This window comes from Fulvivirga sedimenti, from assembly GCF_020328055.1.
The window spans coordinates 811,898-830,118 of record NZ_JAIXNE010000003.1; the positions used below are offsets into that span (position 1 = coordinate 811,898).

18 protein-coding genes and 1 other RNA gene are annotated in these 18,221 nt (G+C 45.2%); 8 read left to right on the forward strand and 11 right to left on the reverse strand.

Annotated features, from left to right (window positions below; translation table 11 throughout):
• The first annotated feature begins 133 nt into the window (after positions 1–133).
• Both LDX50_RS15895 and LDX50_RS15900 read left to right on the forward strand, forming a co-directional pair.
• Positions 134–1,519 carry a sigma-54-dependent transcriptional regulator gene (locus LDX50_RS15895; RefSeq protein WP_225698292.1) on the forward strand — a complete coding sequence of 462 codons (1,386 nt, stop codon included), beginning with the start codon at positions 134–136 and terminating at the stop codon, positions 1,517–1,519.
• Entirely contained in the window at positions 1,509–2,852 is a 1,344-nt protein-coding gene (locus tag LDX50_RS15900) for a sensor histidine kinase (protein WP_225698293.1), read from the forward strand. The genes LDX50_RS15895 and LDX50_RS15900 overlap by 11 nt, the downstream gene beginning before the upstream one ends.
• Here LDX50_RS15900 and LDX50_RS15905 read toward each other — a convergent pair.
• The 5 genes from LDX50_RS15905 to LDX50_RS15925 all read right to left on the reverse strand — a co-directional run bounded on the left by LDX50_RS15905 (position 2,849) and on the right by LDX50_RS15925 (position 5,894).
• Entirely contained in the window at positions 2,849–3,223 is a 375-nt protein-coding gene (locus tag LDX50_RS15905) for a hypothetical protein (RefSeq protein ID WP_225698294.1), read from the reverse strand. The genes LDX50_RS15900 and LDX50_RS15905 overlap by 4 nt on opposite strands.
• A gap of 93 nt (positions 3,224–3,316) precedes the next feature.
• Complete coding sequence (locus LDX50_RS15910) at positions 3,317–3,865, reverse strand: HNH endonuclease (protein WP_255647361.1); 549 nt, start codon at positions 3,863–3,865, stop codon at positions 3,317–3,319.
• Positions 3,865–4,659: a C40 family peptidase gene (locus LDX50_RS15915; protein ID WP_225698295.1), complete on the reverse strand. Its 795-nt coding sequence runs from the start codon at positions 4,657–4,659 to the stop codon at positions 3,865–3,867. Before LDX50_RS15915 ends, LDX50_RS15910 begins: the two co-directional genes overlap by 1 nt.
• A complete protein-coding gene (smpB, locus tag LDX50_RS15920) occupies positions 4,656–5,126 on the reverse strand; it encodes an SsrA-binding protein SmpB (RefSeq protein ID WP_225698296.1) in 471 nt (156 codons plus the stop codon). Before smpB ends, LDX50_RS15915 begins: the two co-directional genes overlap by 4 nt.
• Before the next feature lie 105 nt (positions 5,127–5,231).
• A complete protein-coding gene (locus LDX50_RS15925) occupies positions 5,232–5,894 on the reverse strand; it encodes a peroxiredoxin (RefSeq protein WP_225698297.1) in 663 nt (220 codons plus the stop codon).
• 26 nt (positions 5,895–5,920) lie between these two features.
• On the opposite strand from LDX50_RS15925, the gene LDX50_RS15930 reads away from it, so the two are divergent.
• Positions 5,921–6,112: a hypothetical protein gene (locus tag LDX50_RS15930; protein WP_225698298.1), complete on the forward strand. Its 192-nt coding sequence runs from the start codon at positions 5,921–5,923 to the stop codon at positions 6,110–6,112.
• A gap of 26 nt (positions 6,113–6,138) precedes the next feature.
• On the opposite strand, the gene LDX50_RS15935 is transcribed toward LDX50_RS15930, so the two are convergent.
• Genes LDX50_RS15935 through tsaD form a run of 4 tightly spaced genes read right to left on the reverse strand, consistent with a single transcriptional unit; the run spans position 6,139 to position 9,058 of the window.
• Positions 6,139–6,981, reverse strand: a complete 843-nt coding sequence (locus LDX50_RS15935) for a 1,4-dihydroxy-2-naphthoyl-CoA synthase (RefSeq protein WP_225698299.1) — start codon at positions 6,979–6,981, stop codon at positions 6,139–6,141.
• 60 nt (positions 6,982–7,041) lie between these two features.
• The gene (locus LDX50_RS15940; RefSeq protein WP_225698300.1) at positions 7,042–7,671 is read right to left on the reverse strand and encodes a DUF2306 domain-containing protein; all 630 of its coding nucleotides are present in this window, start codon (positions 7,669–7,671) and stop codon (positions 7,042–7,044) included.
• On the reverse strand, positions 7,668–8,057 hold the full coding sequence (locus LDX50_RS15945; protein WP_225698301.1) for a thioesterase family protein: 390 nt from the start codon (positions 8,055–8,057) through the stop codon (positions 7,668–7,670). Before LDX50_RS15945 ends, LDX50_RS15940 begins: the two co-directional genes overlap by 4 nt.
• A complete protein-coding gene (tsaD, locus tag LDX50_RS15950) occupies positions 8,054–9,058 on the reverse strand; it encodes a tRNA (adenosine(37)-N6)-threonylcarbamoyltransferase complex transferase subunit TsaD (RefSeq protein ID WP_225698302.1) in 1,005 nt (334 codons plus the stop codon). Before tsaD ends, LDX50_RS15945 begins: the two co-directional genes overlap by 4 nt.
• 14 nt (positions 9,059–9,072) lie before the next feature.
• On the opposite strand from tsaD, the gene LDX50_RS31025 reads away from it, so the two are divergent.
• The 4 genes from LDX50_RS31025 to LDX50_RS15970 all read left to right on the forward strand — a co-directional run bounded on the left by LDX50_RS31025 (position 9,073) and on the right by LDX50_RS15970 (position 16,111).
• The gene (locus LDX50_RS31025) at positions 9,073–13,614 is read left to right on the forward strand and encodes a translocation/assembly module TamB domain-containing protein (RefSeq protein ID WP_225698303.1); all 4,542 of its coding nucleotides are present in this window, start codon (positions 9,073–9,075) and stop codon (positions 13,612–13,614) included.
• Positions 13,601–14,479 carry a DUF2279 domain-containing protein gene (locus LDX50_RS15960; protein ID WP_225698304.1) on the forward strand — a complete coding sequence of 293 codons (879 nt, stop codon included), beginning with the start codon at positions 13,601–13,603 and terminating at the stop codon, positions 14,477–14,479. The genes LDX50_RS31025 and LDX50_RS15960 overlap by 14 nt, the downstream gene beginning before the upstream one ends.
• A gap of 66 nt (positions 14,480–14,545) precedes the next feature.
• Positions 14,546–14,928, forward strand: an RNA gene (gene rnpB / locus LDX50_RS15965) — RNase P RNA component class A.
• 22 nt (positions 14,929–14,950) lie between these two features.
• Positions 14,951–16,111 carry a sigma-54-dependent transcriptional regulator gene (locus LDX50_RS15970; RefSeq protein ID WP_225698305.1) on the forward strand — a complete coding sequence of 387 codons (1,161 nt, stop codon included), beginning with the start codon at positions 14,951–14,953 and terminating at the stop codon, positions 16,109–16,111.
• Positions 16,112–16,119: 8 nt separating this feature from the next.
• Here the strand turns inward: LDX50_RS15970 and LDX50_RS30815 are convergent, their stop codons facing one another.
• Positions 16,120–16,245, reverse strand: coding sequence for a hypothetical protein (locus LDX50_RS30815; RefSeq protein WP_255647362.1), 126 nt, complete (start codon positions 16,243–16,245; stop codon positions 16,120–16,122).
• Between the two features lie 98 nt (positions 16,246–16,343).
• Entirely contained in the window at positions 16,344–17,276 is a 933-nt protein-coding gene (locus LDX50_RS15975; RefSeq protein ID WP_225698306.1) for an acyl transferase, read from the reverse strand.
• Positions 17,277–17,384: 108 nt separating this feature from the next.
• Between LDX50_RS15975 and LDX50_RS15980 the strand changes: the two genes are divergently transcribed.
• Positions 17,385–18,191, forward strand: a complete 807-nt coding sequence (locus LDX50_RS15980; protein WP_225698307.1) for a hypothetical protein — start codon at positions 17,385–17,387, stop codon at positions 18,189–18,191.
• Positions 18,192–18,221: the final 30 nt, after the last annotated feature.

The following is an 18,221-nucleotide window of genomic DNA, read 5'->3' on the forward strand; positions in this document are numbered from 1 at the left end:
GGTTTGAACGAAGGCGTCCGATATCGAACAAATTAAAAAACTGATTAATAGGAGAAATGGCCTTGAATTGGTAATATCGAAGAAAGCAAAGAACGGTATCAGTTTTGCAGTGGGTAAATAAAAGTAAGTTTCAATGAGCGAAGCTAAAACAGGGAAGATACTCATCGTTGACGACAATGAGGATTTATTGAAGGCAGCCAAACTGTTTCTGAAGCGTCATTTTGGCCAGGTTGACCTGGAAAAAAATCCGGAAGTGATCCCCGCATTACTCAGCAATGAAAATTATGATGTGATCCTGCTGGATATGAATTTCACCAAAGATGTCAGCAGCGGAAAAGAGGGCTACTATTGGCTTGAGCGTATCCTTTCGATAGATCCTTCGGCGGTTGTGGTTTTGATTACAGCGTATGGCGATGTGCAGATGGCTGTGAAAGCGATCAAGGCCGGCGCTACTGATTTTGTACTGAAACCCTGGGAAAATGAGAAGTTACTGGCGACCATCTATTCTGCGATGCGCCTGCGCGAATCCCGTATTGAAGTTGAGGAACTTCGCACACGCCATAAGGAATTAAGTCAGAAACTCAACGACCGCTACGGAGATATTATCGGTGACAGCCAGGCGATGATCAAGGTGTTTGAAACCATAGATCGTGTCGCCGCCACTGATGCCAATGTGTTGATCCTTGGTGAAAATGGAACAGGTAAGGAACTGGTGGCCCGGGCAATTCATCAGAATTCTTTACGCAAAGATGAAATTTTCGTTAGTGTGGATCTGGGCTCCATCAGCGAGAGTCTTTTTGAAAGTGAACTTTTCGGACACAAGAAAGGCTCTTTCACCGATGCAAAGGAAGATCGAGCAGGAAGGTTTGAGAACGCCAACGAAGGAACCCTTTTCCTGGATGAGATCGGGAACCTGACTATGAATTTGCAAACCAAATTATTATCTGTTTTACAAAGCAGGAAAGTAAGCCGCGTGGGCGAACACCGTGAGCGCCCCATTGATATACGGCTGATATGCGCCACCAATATGCCCCTGTACGAAATGGTGAAGGAAAATACATTCCGGCAGGATTTATTGTACCGAATTAACACCATTGAGATACGGTTACCGGCATTGCGGGAACGCCTGGAAGACATACCGGTTTTGGCCGGGCATTTCCTGCAGGTATATAACGATAAATATCAGAAGGAAATCAGGAAGCTGAGTGAGGCGACAATTGCACGCATGCAGAAGTATCAGTGGCCGGGGAATGTTCGGGAACTACAGCATGCCATTGAAAGGGCCGTAATCATGAGTCAGTCACAGGTTCTGCAACCAGAAGATTTCAATTTTGGCGGAAGCATGAGCCGCCCTGATGATGAAAATGTAACACTTGACCAGTATAACCTGGAAGACGTTGAGAAAATTTTGATTCGGAAAGTACTTCAAAAATATAATGGGAATATTACGCAAGCCGCCCAGGCACTCGGACTAACCCGATCATCTCTTTACCGCAGACTTGAAAAACATGGGCTTTAAAGGATTCAGGATTCGTGTAATCATTCGGGTTATTCTCATTGCTGCGACACTGGCGGTAATGACATATACATTGATCGGGCTAAATGCCTGGTTTGCTTTTGTCGTATTGAGTTTTATTCTCGCAGCTCAATTAGCCGACCTGTTTCATTTCGTTGAAACAACCAACCGAAAACTCACGCGCTTTCTTGAATCCATCCGGTATTCCGACTTTGTTTCCACCTTTACTACCGACAGTCGGCTGGGGGATTCTTTTAAAGATTTAAATATTGCCTTTAACGAAGTATTGGAAGCATTTCGTCTGGCACGTTCTGAGAAGGAAACCAACCTGCATTTTCTCAACACCATCGTCGAGCACGTGAGTACCGGGTTACTGGGATTTGATAACAACGGAAATATTGAACTCATCAATGCCAGTACGAAGCGGCTGATCGGCATTTATGCGATTCACAATATTGAGGATCTGCTGGAAAAACATCCAAAATTCTACAAGACCATTTTTGATCTGCCAACCGGTAAAAGCACTATATACCGTAATCAGGAAGAAGAGCAAATCTCTGTAAGTGCGACGGAAATCATTCTTCGGGGAAAGAAAGTTAAGCTTATTTCCCTTCAAAATATTCAGACGCAGTTGCAAAAGAAAGAAATTGAAGCCTGGCAAAACCTGACTCGGGTGCTGCGCCATGAGATCATGAATTCCATCACGCCCATTGCTTCACTTACCACCACGCTGAGAACCATCCTGGCTGAAGACCTTAGGGCCCAGGGTTCTGAATACGTTTTGGATGAGGAAACCAAGGATGATTTAACGGATGGTCTGGGAACTATTGAGGGAAGAAGTAAAGGCCTGATCAGTTTTATTGATGCCTACCGGGATTATACATCCATCCCACTGCCCGATCCCGAACCGATCGTCGTAAAAGACCTGCTTCACCGGATCGAGACGCTTCTCAAGTCTTCGCTGGATAGCCACAATATTAACCTGAAACTCTACCTGGTTCCGGAAAATCTTGTCATCAATGCCGATGATAAACTCATTGAACAGGTATTGATCAACCTGGTGAAAAATGCCATTGAAGCCTCGCCGGACGATTCTGCCATACACCTTTACGCCGGAAAATCGGATGATGGAAACGCACGCATAGTGGTGGAAGATCACGGACAAGGGATTATCCGGGAAGCACTCGATAAAATCTTTATCCCATTTTATACTACCAAAAAAACCGGTTCCGGTATTGGATTAAGCTTGTCAAGGCAGATTATGCAGCTCCATAACGGGTCTCTGACAGCTGATTCAGAACCCGGAAAATTCACCCGCTTTACGCTGAAATTTTAGCGCGACCCGTATGCACTTCGGTCCTGCCGCTGGAGATCACCTTCCTTTACCAAAACATAGATCGAATAAATACTGAGTGCGGTACCAAATGGAAAGTTGAAAAGATTGAATATGGAAAGTACCACAGCCAGGATCAATGCCCATCGTTTATTATTCAACAGCCCGATTCCCGCGATAATACCCGGGATACTCAGCACCATCAGCAGAGCGGGCAGGAATGACAGCAGAAATGCAAATACCATTTCGGCCTCCGGATCATTCGCGATCGGAATTAAAAACCTGAAAACAGCAGCTACAATGAATCCGGCCAGGAGAAGATAACCACTCATCACCAGATGAAGAATCCCGAGAACTTTATAATGTTGTTGCATGGCGTGTTGTTTTTTATCTGTAGAATAAAGTAGTCAGCCTTCCATCAAATTCAAAGGATTTACCCATAAGCGGTCCAATTCCAAGCTGGTCAATTATTTTCCAACCTTCAGGTAAGGTCGCCATTCATCACAATGGTACCCGGAGTAATCCCGAAGGAACATCACGTAGCTTGGCCTGAAGGGTTTATACTGGAGACTGATGCCCGCTTCTTCCGGTGTGTAATCCCCCTTGAATGCATTACAGCGCTTACAGGCCGTAATAAGGTTATCCCAGGATGATTTGCCACCCCGGGAACGAGGCATAACATGATCCAGGGTAAGTTCATTATGCGTACCGCAATACTGACAATTGAAATTATCCCGCTTAAATACATTCTGACGTGTCAGGGCGACACCTTTATAGGGTATATGAATATATCGGGTGAGCCGTATGACTGCGGGCATGGGATAGCTCTGCGACACGGATCTTATGACATGACCGTTCGCGGATTCCACCATCTCCGTTTTACGCAGGAAAGTAAGCAAAAATGCCCGTTGTACTGTACATACAGAGATTGGTGAATAGTCCTGATTCAATACCAACACCTTTCGATTCACCAGATAAAAATACATTTCCGCTTGTTCCCAAGCAAAAACGGTCATCAATTTTTCAGGATCCGCCGGATGGAGCTTAAGAAGTGAGTGTACTCTCCGCTTGATTCAACACGAATACCCTGTTCGTCCAGCTGATCAATGCGAACACGCCCCGAAGCATGTATAATCTGTCGATCTTCCATGATCATTCCCACATGATAGATCTTACCGGAATCGTTTTTAAAAAAGGCAAGATCACCGGGGCGGGCCTCAGATAAGTTTTTTATTTCCCTCCCCTGGGTAGCTTGCTGACTGGCATCACGAAGCAGGGAATAGCCTGCGATCCGATAAATAATTTGAGTAAATCCGGAGCAATCGATGCCAAATGGTGAACGGCCACCCCACATGTAGGGGGAATTGAGATACTTCAGAGCAACATTTCTGAGATATTCATACCCCATTCGCTGTCCGAGCCCCTTGGCATCCCCATTGAATGCAAGTTGTTCCTCCATCTTAAAAATTTCATTCGTGCTGATTGGAAGAACACTGCCTATTAAAATTTGAAGGGCCTGCTTCTGGTAAAGAATAGTAGTGGTGAGCTCGAGGCACACTTTATAATTTGAAATATTAATTTGATCGTAGTAGGCATCTGATATAGTGGTATGTTGCCGGTGGTCTACCCATCCTTCATACCCGTCATAGTTGATACGGATACGAAACCATTTTTGGTTTTTGGATATCTCCAGAATCTCATAGTGCTCCCCAAAGAGCAACTGCGTTACCTGTTCACTCGTGTCGGCGGCTGCCGCCCTTACCGGCATCAATGCCAGTCGGCAAATACCCTTCGTTCCTGTTGTAATCATTGAAGTCTTAATCGGTCGAGTTCACGCTTTGTATCACGTTCCTTGATGGAATCGCGTTTATCAAATATTTTCTTGCCTTTGCCCAGTGCGATCTCAAGTTTGGCAAATCCCCTGTCATTAATAAATAAACGGATGGGCACCAGCGTAAGGCCCTTTTCCGCAATTTTAGCCTCAAGCTTTTTCAATTCCTGCTTTTTGAGCAACAACTTGCGCTCCCGCGCCTCTTCATGGCTGTAAAAGGAACTGTTTTCATACGGACTAATATGGATCCCTTTGGCATAGAGCTCTCCTTTTCTGAAGTAACAGTAACCATCCGTCAGGTTTACTTTACCTTCCCGGATCGATTTTATTTCAGTACCCTTCAGAACCAGACCGGCAATATATTTATCAAGAAACTCATATTCAAAACGGGCCTTGCGGTTCTTGATCTGAATTGTATTTGAAAATCTCTTGCTGTCCTTGCTCATAAGCACCAAAGGTAGAAAAATTCATTGAATGTTATGGCAATCAGGCAAATAAGCAAAAGGCCTCCCAACTAGTCGGGAGGCCTCCTGTACACTCACATCACAACCCTAATTCAACGATCTTCGGGCCAGGTAAAAGTCCACCTTTTCAAGTGAATCATCTTTTATCCGGGCATCCATCTCGTCGAGTGTTTTGGGAGGAGGGACAATAACCTTATCCCCCTTCTTCCAGTTCAAGGGCATTGCCACTTTATATTTATCAGAAACCTGTAATGCTTCCAATACGCGTAGAATTTCGTCCATATTACGGCCGACATTCAGCGGGTAGTACATAATTAAACGGATCTTCCGTGAGGGGTCAATAAAGAAGACAGCGCGAACGGCAGCGGTTTCACTTTCATTCGGCTGCAGCATTCCGTACAGCTTTGAAACCTTCATGTCAAGGTCGGCAATTATTGGAAAATCAAGGTAAACTCCTGTATTCTCCCGCACATTATTTACCCATGCCAGATGTGAATGAACACTGTCGATACTCAATCCAAGCAAAGCAGTATTCAGTGCTTCAAATTCGCTTTTACGTTCCGCGAATCCGCTCATCTCAGTGGTACAAACTGGAGTAAAATCAGCCGGATGCGAAAACATCACCACCCATTTACCCTTTTCATATTCAGAAAATTTGATTGGTCCTTTTGTCGTAACCGCTTTGAAATCCGGCGCCTGATCACCGATTCGCGGCATTGCTGTAAAATTCAGGGTTTGTTCTGCTTCCATGGTACATTTTTGATTGTGATAGTTAAATGTACCTGATATTTCATCATGAAAGCGTGACTTTTGTTACCGAAAAAACCGGGGGCGGGAAGACGCAGGGATCCCTGTTCGCCTTCCGGCAGGCAGGCCGGCGGAACTCCATGCGGGACCCGGTTGTACCGGGGACATTCAGGGAGTCGGGCCGGGATCTTTATCCGTCGCTAATTCTTTATTTGTTTTAGCAGGTAAAGAAAGCGCTCCACTAAAATTAAGGTATCCACTTGATATTACTGAAATCCGGCTTGCGCTTTTCAAGGAATGCATTTCTTCCTTCTTTGGCTTCCTCGGTCATATACGCCAGACGTGTTGCCTCTCCGGCAAAGACCTGCTGCCCAACCATTCCATCATCGGTGAGATTGAAAGCAAATTTGAGCATTTTAATCGAAGTAGGTGATTTGGCCAGTATTTCCTGTGCCCACTGCCAGGCAGTACTTTCCAGTTCATCATGGGGTATGACGGCATTTACCATTCCCATCTCATAGGCTTCCTGCGCAGAATAATTTCTTCCCAGGAAAAAAATCTCACGCGCCCTTTTTTGTCCGACCATTTTAGCCAGGTAGGCCGAACCATAGCCACCATCAAAGCTTGTTACATCGGCATCTGTCTGCTTAAAAATTGCGTGTTCCTTGCTGGCCAGTGTAAGATCACAAACCACATGCAAGCTATGGCCGCCGCCCACTGCCCATCCGGGAACGACAGCGATCACAACCTTCGGCATAAAGCGAATCAGTCGTTGTACCTCCAGAATATTAAGTCTTGGCATCCCCTCCTCATCCACATACCCCTGGTGACCCCGGGCATTCTGATCTCCGCCGCTGCAAAAAGCATACTTGCCATCTTTAGGTGAGGGACCTTCCGCAGAGAATAATACAACCCCGATGCTGGTGTCTTCCCGGGCATCCAGGAATGCCTCAAAAAGTTCAGCCACCGTTTTTGGCCGGAATGCATTGCGTACTTCAGGGCGGTTAAATGCAATCCGGGCAACGCCTCCGGATTTCTTATAGGTAATGTCCTGGTACTCCTTAACCGTTTGCCAATTGATTTCGCTCATTTCGATGTTTTTAATTCCAAAATTACAACATTTGCCAGTTTAACCGACAGCTAAATCGGATTAACCGGCGAATCTAACCAGTTTATTTCTACGCGCCACCAACAATTCGGCGACAACAATATTCGGCACCCAGCAGAGCCATGCAATGATGGGGTATGCCACCGGAAAATCCAGGTGCAGCACTATCCCGAAGAAAGGCATCCATAATCTCAGCATTACCGCTGCAAATGTGAGTGCATAACTCCGAATCATCCAATTCCCATGCTGGAATGGCCGCGAGTTCAGGATATTTTTAAACGCGACCACGGTTGTCACAAGCCAGAGAATACCAAGTATTCCAAACCCGAGTTTACCTGTAAGTCCGCCTTCAGCAAAAACAGCCAGGATGACAGAAGCCATACCACTTGACAGAACGGCAATCAGGTAAATAAAGCCCAGAATACGATGCCAACGGAGGTATTTCCTGCGAAGCTTGCCGCTAAACTGTACCCAGCCAATCAGTAAGCTGACGCCCCCAAAAATAATATGCGTATAAAATGTCGTTTGCCACCAGCCAGTATCACGAATTTCTGGAGGTTTCGCAGCTAACAGTCCCTGATTCATATCGACAATTAAATACATGAATGGATATAATCCGATGGTAATACCAAAGAATGCCATAAGATAGAAGGCAAACCGCGGATTCTTCATGGTGTAAATATTTTCTGTATGAGCGTTCGATTCAATATTTTTTGTCCGGTCTTACCGCGTGCAATTTCCCGGCCATCCTTTCCTGACACGAATACTGAACAAATCAGCTCATTCCCCTGCCATACCGTAACTTCTGCCATCAGTGTTAGTTCCTCGCCCGGAAAAGCTGGTGCAACATGTTCCACCAGCACATGAGTACCCACTCCCTCTTCATGGTCTTCCCGAAGTTCCAGGACAAAGAGCCGTCCCGCCCATTCCATTTCCCTGGCAAGTACATAGGTTGAACAGACCGGGTGAACCACTTCATTTTGAAAGGCAGCTACATCCTCCGGTTTTACCAGGTACTTGTGAAATTTCCTGTCACCAATGCTAAAAATACGTTTCATAAAGGCAGTCTCGCTTCAGGTGTTACCGATAAATCCGAAAAATCAGCTGCCAAATATTTGAAATGTGCAGCCATAGCGATCATTCCGGCATTGTCGGTGCAATACTGAAAATCAGGAATAAATACCTCCCAGCCGCTCTGTTCACCTTCCTCCGCCAGCGCTGCCCGTAAGCCCCGATTCGCCGAAACTCCTCCCGCAATAGCAATCTGCGAGATATTCAGATCAGATGCTGCCTTTCGTAATTTTATCATGACCATTTCAATCAGGTGCCGTTGAACACTTGCACAAATATCCTGAAGATGGTTCTGAATGAAATCAGGATCCTGCTTAATACGATCCTGCAGAAAATAAAGAATGGCGGTCTTTATTCCACTGAACGAGAAGTTATAGCCCTGCATTTCCGACAATGGAAAATCATAGGCAAACGGATTCCCATCTGCCGCCAGTGAATCAACCATCGGACCTCCCGGGTAAGGCAATCCCAGCAATTTGGCAGTCTTGTCAAAGGCTTCGCCGATTGCATCATCCACTGTTTCACCAACCACCTCCATATCCAGATAATCCTTTACAACCACCAGCTGTGTATGACCACCACTCACCGTCAGACATAGAAACGGAAAAGTAGGTTTTGGTTCATCAATAAAATGCGCCAGGATATGAGCCTGCATATGATTGACTTCGATCAACGGTATATTCAACGCCATTGCCATTCCCTTTGCAAATGAGGCCCCTACCAGCAATGATCCAAGGAGTCCGGGACCACGTGTAAAGGCCACTGCCGACAGCTCATCTTTCTGTACACCCGCCTGGCGCAACGCCTCCTCAACTACGGGGACAATGTGCTTTTGATGCGCCCTCGAAGCGAGTTCAGGAACTACTCCTCCATATTTTTTGTGTACTGATTGTGTGGCTACGATATTATTAAGTACTTTACCGTTTTTGATAATAGCGGCAGAAGTATCATCGCAGGATGATTCTATGGCGAGAATGGTGCAATTCATGTTGAGCAACTTTGGTGCAAGTTATTAAAAAACGATTTCTCAGGGTAGTTTTAAAGGCGCTGCTTTATTTCTTTATCTTCCTATTGATCCTGATAGGTCTGATCCAATTCCCCTATGTACAAACCCGAATCGTTTCGTGGTTAACCCAAAATTTTTCCGAAAGTACCGGATACACGCTCTTCATCGATAAAGTAGATATCGACTGGTTTGATAAGGTTGCCATTGAAGGAGTTGGCTTGTATGATCCTGAAAACAACCGGTTGCTGAATGCCGACCGTATTGAAATAGATTTTGCCATTCGTTCACTTATCGACCGTTCAAACAGAAATATCGATGAAGTGAATATTTTAGGAGCAGAAATATTCCTTACGAGGATCAATATTCAGGACAGCATCGAAACGCTGAATATCAACGAGCTGGTGAGACGCGTCAAGGCCCTGATCAAAAAGGAAAAGAAAACACGAAAATACGTCTCCGTTGATTTAGTAACCCTGGATAATGCAACCTTCATTTATGACGATCCCCGTAAAGATTCGATTGACGGATTCGATTATAACCACTTCCGGCTTAATAAGATCAACGGTTCCTTTCGGAACCTTCTTTCCATATCCGATACCCTTGCGCTTGACATATTACAACTGAGTGCTACTGACGAAAAAACGAATCTTGAACTTCATGACATGGAATCATTCTTCCGAGTCTCCCAGCAGGCAATGGAATTCTATGACCTGTCACTGAAAATCGGGCAGTCTGAAATCAACGACAGCATACGCTTCCTGTATAACGGTACTGCCGAGATGAGTGAATTCATTACGAAAGTACGTATGGAAGCACATATTGCCGACACGCGTATTTACAGCAAAGACCTGGCCCTCTTTGCACCTGTATTCGAAAATTATGAAGACAGCTATACCATATCCGGGGTATTTGAAGGGCTGGTGAACAGCTTCAATTTCACCGAAGCCAGTGTGAAGTTTGGGAAGAATACATCCATTAACGGCCGTATCCGTATGGCGGGTCTTCCCGATTTCTCTGAAACATTCATTGATTTCGACCTGGAGGATTCCTACGTGAGGATCGCAGACCTGAAAGATTATGTCCAACCAGCCACCTATCAGCGCCTTGAACCATTTTCAACCGTTCGCTTCAACAGTCAGTTCCTTGGTTTCCCGAGTGACTTTGTTGCCAATGGAGATTTCTATACCGATTATGGAAATATCAACTCAGACATAAACCTGAAGCTGGAAGAGGATATCAATCAATCCCGTTACACGGGCCGTCTGTCGGTCACCAACTTCAACCTCGGAGGTTACACCGGGGAAGATGTTTTTGGTCGGGTGACCATGAACGGGGAGATCGAAGGAACGGGCTTTACCCTCGAAAGTGCAAACTTCGTGTTAAAAGGACGAATTGATAGAATCGGGATCAACAATTATAATTATGTAAACATCAACACAGACGCACGCTTCGCGAAAGAATATTTTGAAGGATTCCTGCAGATCGATGATCCTAACCTGAAGCTGACTACCACAGGATCCATCGACCTTCGGGAGGGTATTGATCTCTTTAACGTGCGGGCACAACTTGATACTGCTCGTCTGGATCTGCTAAATATTACCGATGACGAGTTCTTTCTTCATACCCGACTCACAATAGACGCGACCGGCCTTGAACTGGATAGTATTCGCGGAGTGGCGCGTCTGTCTGATACATTTGTCCGATATAAACAGAAAAGCCTTCAGCTGGACTCCCTTATGCTGGAGTCAAATATATATGACGACCGGAGGACGATCGATCTCATTACCTCTTTGCTGAATGCGCGTCTTGAGGGTACATTTGATATCACAACACTCATAACCGATGTAAAAAATCTTTATACAGAATTCAGATTGAATTTCGAAAATGACCCGGATGCACTCCGAGGCTACTATGACGCCAAAACAGAAATCCCTGACAATCATGATATCGACTATTCTATCGAATTGGTGAATGGACAACCACTCTTCGACGTATTCTTACCCGATATTTATGTCTCTGGAAAGACCGGTATCCACGGACGTTATATCAGTGGCTATACGTCAATTTTTTCCATGCAGACAAATCCTGATACGGTAACCTACAAAGGCAATTCATTCTTTGAAAACGACATTCAGCTGAATATCTCAAAGGTGAGCGACAGTACGAATGTGCTGGCGATGGCTTTTGGAAGCAGCGGAAGGCAATCAATTGAAAATATCTCAACCAAAAACCTTTTTGTTGAAGGCATCTGGAATGATGATCATATTGATTTTGAATTCGACATAGATCAGTCTGCCTACCCGAACTATGCCAGACTATACGGTGAGGTCGATTTTCTGGACGACCTGACGCGAATACGCTTTGCCCCTTCAAATCTCACCATCCTGGATAAAATGTGGACGATCGAACCATCCAACAGCATTGAGATCCGGAAAGAGCGAATCGAAATCCACAATCTGGATATTTCTCACCAGGGCCAGGAACTGTCATTCAACGGAATACTTTCAGCAGACCCATCCGATGTTTTTAATATCAGAATCGACAGCATTCAGCTCGATAATATCAATACCATCATAAATCAGCAACTTTCGGGTACCATCAACGGGTTTGCGGATATCCGGGAGTACTATGGCGAAACGAAAATACAGTCCACCGGAACATTACAGGCACTTACTATTGATAATTTTCTGATTGGCAATATTGAAGGAACCAACAACTGGAACCATTTACGCCAACAGTTTGAGACATCCCTTCGTATTGAACGGTCGGAAGACCGGATCCTGGTCATCGATGGAACGTATACGCCATCCGAAGAAACAGAACAACTGAATCTTACCGCCAACCTGAATAAAACGAGTCTGAAGATTCTTGAACCCTTTTTCAACAGTTACTTTACTAATATCCAGGGGACGGTATCTGGTCTGGTACGCGTAACAGGCAGACTTGGTTCCCCGTATATTCGGGGTGAAGGTATTATTGAAGACGGTCAGGTTCATGTGAATTACCTGAACACCGATTATTTACTGGAAGGAACTTTCTTCCTGGAACCTGACAAAATCGGTTTTCAGCGAATTAACCTGACTGATACCCGTGATCAGAAGGCGTTTCTAAGCGGTATTATTGGTCATACCAACTACAAGGACTTTTATATGGACCTGCAAGGGGTTATGAATCAGTTTACTGTCCTCGACACCCGTTCGCAGGATAATGATCTGTTTTATGGTACGGGTATCGCAACAGGTGAAATCAGCTTCGAAGGACCTGTTAAGAACATGAGCATCACTGCGCAGGCCAGAACCGAGAGGGGAACACGCATCTTTATCCCGATCGGAGATACAGAATCCTTTGAACAAAAGGATTTCATACAGTTCATGAATTTCAATGACACCACCAATCTAGACCAGGATAACGTGGTAAAACGAGTTGATCTTCGCGGGTTAAAACTGGATTTCGATCTGGAGGTAACACCAGCGGCATATGCAGAAATAATTTTTGATATAAAGGCAGGTGATATTATCCGTGGCCGGGGAAATGGGGATATCAAGCTTCAAATCGATACGAAGGGAGATTTCAACATGTTCGGCGATTTTGAAATACAGGAAGGAGGATACAACTTCACCCTGTATAACATCATCAATAAAGAATTTGAGATCTTGCCCAACAGTAAGATCTCCTGGTACGGAGACCCCTACCAGGGCATACTCGATATTAATGCCACCTACAATCAGCTGGCTTCGTTCCTTCCGCTACTTATTCAACAGGAAAGTGATGAAGTCTACAGCGAATCGGTGGAGCTAAGAAGAAAATATCCGGTACAGGTACTCCTGGACATTGAAGGACCACTGCTGTCGCCAGCTGTTGATTTTGACATAGTGGCACAGGAACTTCCCCGAAATATTACCATTGCCGAACGAAATGTTGATCTGGAATTTGAATTTTTAAGATTCAAGAACAGTATCGACGAACAGGAACTGAAGCGACAGGTATTCAGCCTTATCGTTCTTCGTAAGTTCAGTCCGTTACAGTCATTCAATACAGGAGGTGCGATTACCAGCAGTGTGAGCGAACTCCTTTCCAATCAGCTGAGCTACTGGATCACGCAGGTGGATGAAAACCTCGAGATTGATGTAGATCTGGGTGCTCTTGATAATGAAGCATTCAACACGTTCCAGCTACGCCTTTCCTATACATTCCTGGATGGACGCTTGCGTGTAACACGTGCAGGTGGGTTCACAAACCAGCAAAACAAGGTTGACATTTCAAGTATTGCCGGCGACTGGATGGTTGAATATTTATTGACGCCGGATGGCAAGTTCAAGGCAAAAATGTACAACCGAACAAACTATAACCCGATCTATCAAACGGATGATAACCGAAATACCATTACCACCGGGTTCGGATTCATCTACACACAGACATTTGATGAAATAAAAGATCTCTTTCAGCGATCCAGGAAAAAGCAACCCGATACCCCGGAGGAAAATCAGGAAGAGACAGACCCCCTGATTCTCACCAATCGCGAAGATGAAAGTGAATAAACTGATTACGGGGCTTCTGATTTTTTTCCTTGTGCTGGAGGGATATGCGCAGGAAAATGACAGCATCAATTATTCCAGGCGGCTGACCTACCTTTCTGTGGGCACAGCGGTAGCTTACACAGGCTCGATCCTCTGGCTAAGCAATCAATGGTATTCGGATTTTGAAAAGCAACCTTTTCACTTTTTTAATGACAGTAAGCAGTGGAAACAGGTTGACAAGGTCGGGCACCTTTACGGCGCTTTTCAGTGGCAAAGTACATCCTTCCAGGCTTTGAAGTGGGCGGGGCTGGAAGATAACAAGGCTATACTCTGGTCTGCGGTTTCTTCCTTTACCTTTATGGCCACCATAGAAGTTCTCGATGGCTTCTCAGCAGAATACGGCGCTTCGGCAACAGATCTTGTTGCAAATACCCTTGGCATCGGGCTTTACACCGGACAACGTTTGCTTTGGAAGGATATCAGGATTCATCCCAAGTTCAGTTTCAGGCGAACGGGCTATGCAGAACTCCGGCCGGAAGTATTGGGCAGCGGTCTTGCAGAAGAGATTCTGAAAGATTACAACGGACAGTCATACTGGCTCTCATTCGATCTCTCTGAATTTATCAACAAGCCCTTCCCGAAGTGGCTCAACCTGGCCATTGGGTACGGCGCAGAAGATATGATCTATGCAAACGACGACCAGAACCGGGAAGCCGGCCTTGATCCATATCGCCAGTGGTATGTGGGCATTGATTTCGACCTCACGCACATCCGGAGCAGATCAAAGTTTGTGAATACAGCCCTGTTTTTTGTGAATATGATACGTATTCCCGCCCCGTCCGTTGAATTCAGCAGGAAAGATGTGCGTTTTCACTGGCTATACTGACATCTGACATAGATTGGCACAATAGGTGTGGTGTATGTGAGGGATTTACGTAATTTTGAATAAGATAATGCAAGCCGCCCTGTCGCTCGTTATACGGGAGGAAAGTCCGGGCAGCATAGAGCAGCGCACTTCCTAACGGGAAGGATCCTGATTTCGATCGGGGTACAGAAAGTGCCACAGAAAACAAACTACCTCAATTTCGATTGAGGAAAAGGTGAAAAGGCGGGGTAAGAGCCCACCGCTCTTCGGGGTGACCCGGGAGGCATGGTAAACCTTGCGCGCTGAAAGGCCAAATAAGTCCGGCCCAGAGGGCGGCTCGTCCAATGTTCTTCGGAACGGACCGGATGGGTAGGCTGATAGATCCTGGTGGTGACGCCAGGACCAGATAAATGACAGGGCTGACGGCGAAAGCCGGCAGACAGAACCCGGCTTACAGGCTTGTATTATCTTATTTTTTAACCAAACGATCTTATGCCGAAAATACTGATAATCGACGACGAACAGAGCATCCGGGATACCCTTAAGGAAATCCTTGAATACGAAAAGTATGAAATAAAGGAAGCTAAAAATGGCGCCGAGGGACTTGAAATGCTTAAGAAGGAGCAGTTTGATGTAGTCCTCTGCGATATTAAGATGCCGAAAATGGATGGCATGGAGGTGCGGGACAAGGTAATGGAGGAGGGACTTGATGTTCCGTTCATAATGATCAGCGCACACGGCACGATCGAAACCGCAGTTGATGCCACCAAAAAAGGAGCGTTCGATTTCATTCAAAAACCGCCGGATCTGAATCGTCTGCTTATCTCGGTACGGAACGCCATGGATCGTTCAGACCTGGTCCAGGAAACAAAAACCCTTAAGCGAAAAATATCAAAGACTTTCGACATTGTTGGAGAGTCCCGGGCTATCAGCGAGGTAAAGGAAACAATCGAAAAAGTTGCCCCCACCGAAGCACGCGTATTGATCACTGGTGAAAACGGTACGGGGAAGGAACTTGTTGCCCGTTGGCTTCATGAGCTCAGCACCCGTCAGAAAAATCCAATGGTAGAAGTGAATTGCGCCGCCATTCCTTCAGAATTGATCGAGAGTGAACTTTTTGGTCACGAAAAAGGATCCTTTACATCTGCTGTAAAACAACGTATCGGTAAATTCGAGCAAGCCAATAACGGAACACTTTTCCTTGATGAAATTGGTGATATGAGCCTTTCTGCTCAGGCGAAAGTATTGCGGGCCCTGCAGGAAAATAAAATTACCCGGGTTGGCGGGGACAAGGAGATCAAGGTAAATGTTCGGGTCATAGCTGCTACGAATAAAGACCTGAAAAAAGCCATCGAGGAGAACAAGTTCAGGGAAGACCTGTATCACAGGCTGAGTGTAATACTGATCAAGGTGCCACCGCTTCGGGAACGTAAAGATGATATTCCCCTGCTGGTTGAACGTTTTCTAAATGACATTGCAAACGAATACGGAACAAAGCCAAAGTCAATTAACAAGGAAGCAATCGAACTTCTTCAAAAACACGAATGGACAGGGAACATCCGTGAATTACGGAATGTTGTGGAACGACTGGTAATAATGAGCGGGGAAACAATAAATGAAAAGGACGTTCAGCGCAATACTGACATAGGGTAACCTTCAGATCAAATGTGTTGCTCTTCGCTTACCTCTTTCTTAACATCTTCCTTTGAATAGGTCGGACAGGTATACTGGCTGCATGCAGATAATCCGAAAACAACAAACAAAAACAGGGCGATTCGAACTTTCATGTGTACAATTTTAAATTTTCGAATTCGAAATATAGTGAAATATTTACTTTTAGTACTTTAAAACCACAAAAAAGTACATTCTGTTCCAAAGTACACCATTAAAACGAACTCTGAACCATTAAATTGCAACCGCGAACATCGGAATTATCCATCCGGCCGAGAACCCGGAATCCGTTGGCTGTTTTCTCAGCTAAATCCCCTACCTGAAGAAAAGAACAACTGTGCACATTTGCCAGGTCAATGATATTGATGGCACCCCTGCTCACTTCATTGCTGCTGTCAAGCGGATCATTTGCATCACGAAGGTAAATACGCATGCTGAAAGGCATACGGAAGATACCTCCGCCCTTTGAATATGACTGGGACAAACACTCTGTCATGCCGTATTCAGAGTGAATTTCTGTGACATGAAAGGCCTTGCAAAGTGTTTCATGCAATTCCTCCCGCAAAATCTCCTTTCGTCTCCCCTTCATCCCTCCGGTTTCCATTACGATAAGGTTGTTCAGCTCCGGAATATCACCTTCCTCAGCGAAATCAAGGAGTGCAAAGGATACGCCAAGCAGTAATATTTTTCGATCACTGTTCTGCGAAAGCCAGGTAATCCGCTCACGTAATTCATCATGATTATGAAGAAAGAAACCACCATGGCTGTCTTCAGATCGCTCTATGAAATACTGAACCATCGCGATAAGGGATGACCCCTCCCGTTCAAGGTATCCAGGGAGAAGAGCGAGGATGTGGTAGTCAGTTACCGCACCGTAAAACGACTCAAAGATTTGCAATGAATGGCGCAGGTAAAACCCAGGATCCTCTATGAAGTGCTGGCTAACACGCATTCCGGTTGTTCCACTGCTTGTAAATACTTCCTTCTCCTCCCAGTTGCCCGTGGCGATACGGTGTTGCTTAAAAAATTCAACCGGCATAAACGGAACCTGATGAATCTGCGTTATATTAGTTGGATTGACACCAAGATAATGAAGGAAAGCCCGGTAAACCGGGTTTTGACCGGCCTGCAGATGGAATACCTCCATTGCCAGCCTGTCGAAATCGATGAGTTCACCGCCGTCAATCAGTCGCTTGATATGTTCAAAAGGGGCCAGTGTTTTCGGATTATCTTGGATTAAATAGTAATTTTAGGCATGAAGATAAATGTTTTATGGTTATCCGTCCTTATGCTTGGCATGGTTTCCTGCGTTGATACGGAGGAATTCCCGATAACACCCAACATTTCGTTCAACGATATAAGGTATGTGGAGGTCGGAGGTTTTCTGGAGTCTGATTCACTGATTTTAAAAATTGATTTCGAGGATGGAGACGGAGATTTGGGATTACGGGCAGAGGATCCGCGTGACCGTGAGTCACCTTTCAATGATTTCTCGCTTTTTGCCTTCAATCCTGTTTCGGAAAGAATTACTGAATATGCACTGGATACACTATCCGGGGCATCTCAATCAGATCTCGAACTCGTAAATAATATTATCCGGTTTTCCGATCGTCGCAACATTCCTGAACTGGATACCTTACCCGATTACAGCTTCCCCGAATATTGCCAATATTGGAGGGAGATACAGATTTTCGGACCTCAAAGTGATCAGCCGATTGTCGATGATACTGTCTACTATCAAAAAAATCCGCGATTCAATAATATGTATGTGAAATTCTTCGTGGAAAATGTTCCAGGAAGCAATGATTTCGAAGAGTTCTTTTGGGAATTTTCCCGTCCGCCAGAATGCAACGTTAATTACAACGGCCGCTTTCCGCTCATTAATGAAATTGGCAGGGACAAATCATCCGAAGGTGTAATTACATATCGTATGACGAGTGTCGGCTGGAGAAGCACCTTTCAAAACAATCGAATAAAACTGAAGGTATTTATCTATGATCGGGCAGGACACAAAAGCAACGAAATTGAAACGCCTGCATTCCGACTCGATGAAATTCAGTAATCCATCGGGTAACCCGGACAGATCATCCAT

Excerpts from the sequence above, each read along its gene's own strand:
- LDX50_RS15895 (WP_225698292.1), top strand. The coding sequence starts at position 134 with ATGAGCGAAGCTAAAACAGGGAAGATACTCATCGTTGACGACAATGAG.
- LDX50_RS15900 (WP_225698293.1), top strand. The coding sequence starts at position 1,509 with ATGGGCTTTAAAGGATTCAGGATTCGTGTAATCATTCGGGTTATTCTC.
- LDX50_RS15905 (WP_225698294.1), bottom strand. The coding sequence starts at position 3,223 with ATGCAACAACATTATAAAGTTCTCGGGATTCTTCATCTGGTGATGAGT.
- LDX50_RS15910 (WP_255647361.1), bottom strand. The coding sequence starts at position 3,865 with ATGACCGTTTTTGCTTGGGAACAAGCGGAAATGTATTTTTATCTGGTG.
- LDX50_RS15915 (WP_225698295.1), bottom strand. The coding sequence starts at position 4,659 with ATGATTACAACAGGAACGAAGGGTATTTGCCGACTGGCATTGATGCCG.
- smpB (WP_225698296.1), bottom strand. The coding sequence starts at position 5,126 with ATGAGCAAGGACAGCAAGAGATTTTCAAATACAATTCAGATCAAGAAC.
- LDX50_RS15925 (WP_225698297.1), bottom strand. The coding sequence starts at position 5,894 with ATGGAAGCAGAACAAACCCTGAATTTTACAGCAATGCCGCGAATCGGT.
- LDX50_RS15930 (WP_225698298.1), top strand. The coding sequence starts at position 5,921 with ATGTACCTGATATTTCATCATGAAAGCGTGACTTTTGTTACCGAAAAA.
- LDX50_RS15935 (WP_225698299.1), bottom strand. The coding sequence starts at position 6,981 with ATGAGCGAAATCAATTGGCAAACGGTTAAGGAGTACCAGGACATTACC.
- LDX50_RS15940 (WP_225698300.1), bottom strand. The coding sequence starts at position 7,671 with ATGAAGAATCCGCGGTTTGCCTTCTATCTTATGGCATTCTTTGGTATT.
- LDX50_RS15945 (WP_225698301.1), bottom strand. The coding sequence starts at position 8,057 with ATGAAACGTATTTTTAGCATTGGTGACAGGAAATTTCACAAGTACCTG.
- tsaD (WP_225698302.1), bottom strand. The coding sequence starts at position 9,058 with ATGAATTGCACCATTCTCGCCATAGAATCATCCTGCGATGATACTTCT.
- LDX50_RS15960 (WP_225698304.1), top strand. The coding sequence starts at position 13,601 with ATGAAAGTGAATAAACTGATTACGGGGCTTCTGATTTTTTTCCTTGTG.
- LDX50_RS15970 (WP_225698305.1), top strand. The coding sequence starts at position 14,951 with ATGCCGAAAATACTGATAATCGACGACGAACAGAGCATCCGGGATACC.
- LDX50_RS30815 (WP_255647362.1), bottom strand. The coding sequence starts at position 16,245 with ATGAAAGTTCGAATCGCCCTGTTTTTGTTTGTTGTTTTCGGATTATCT.
- LDX50_RS15975 (WP_225698306.1), bottom strand. The coding sequence starts at position 17,276 with ATGGAGGTATTCCATCTGCAGGCCGGTCAAAACCCGGTTTACCGGGCT.
- LDX50_RS15980 (WP_225698307.1), top strand. The coding sequence starts at position 17,385 with ATGAAGATAAATGTTTTATGGTTATCCGTCCTTATGCTTGGCATGGTT.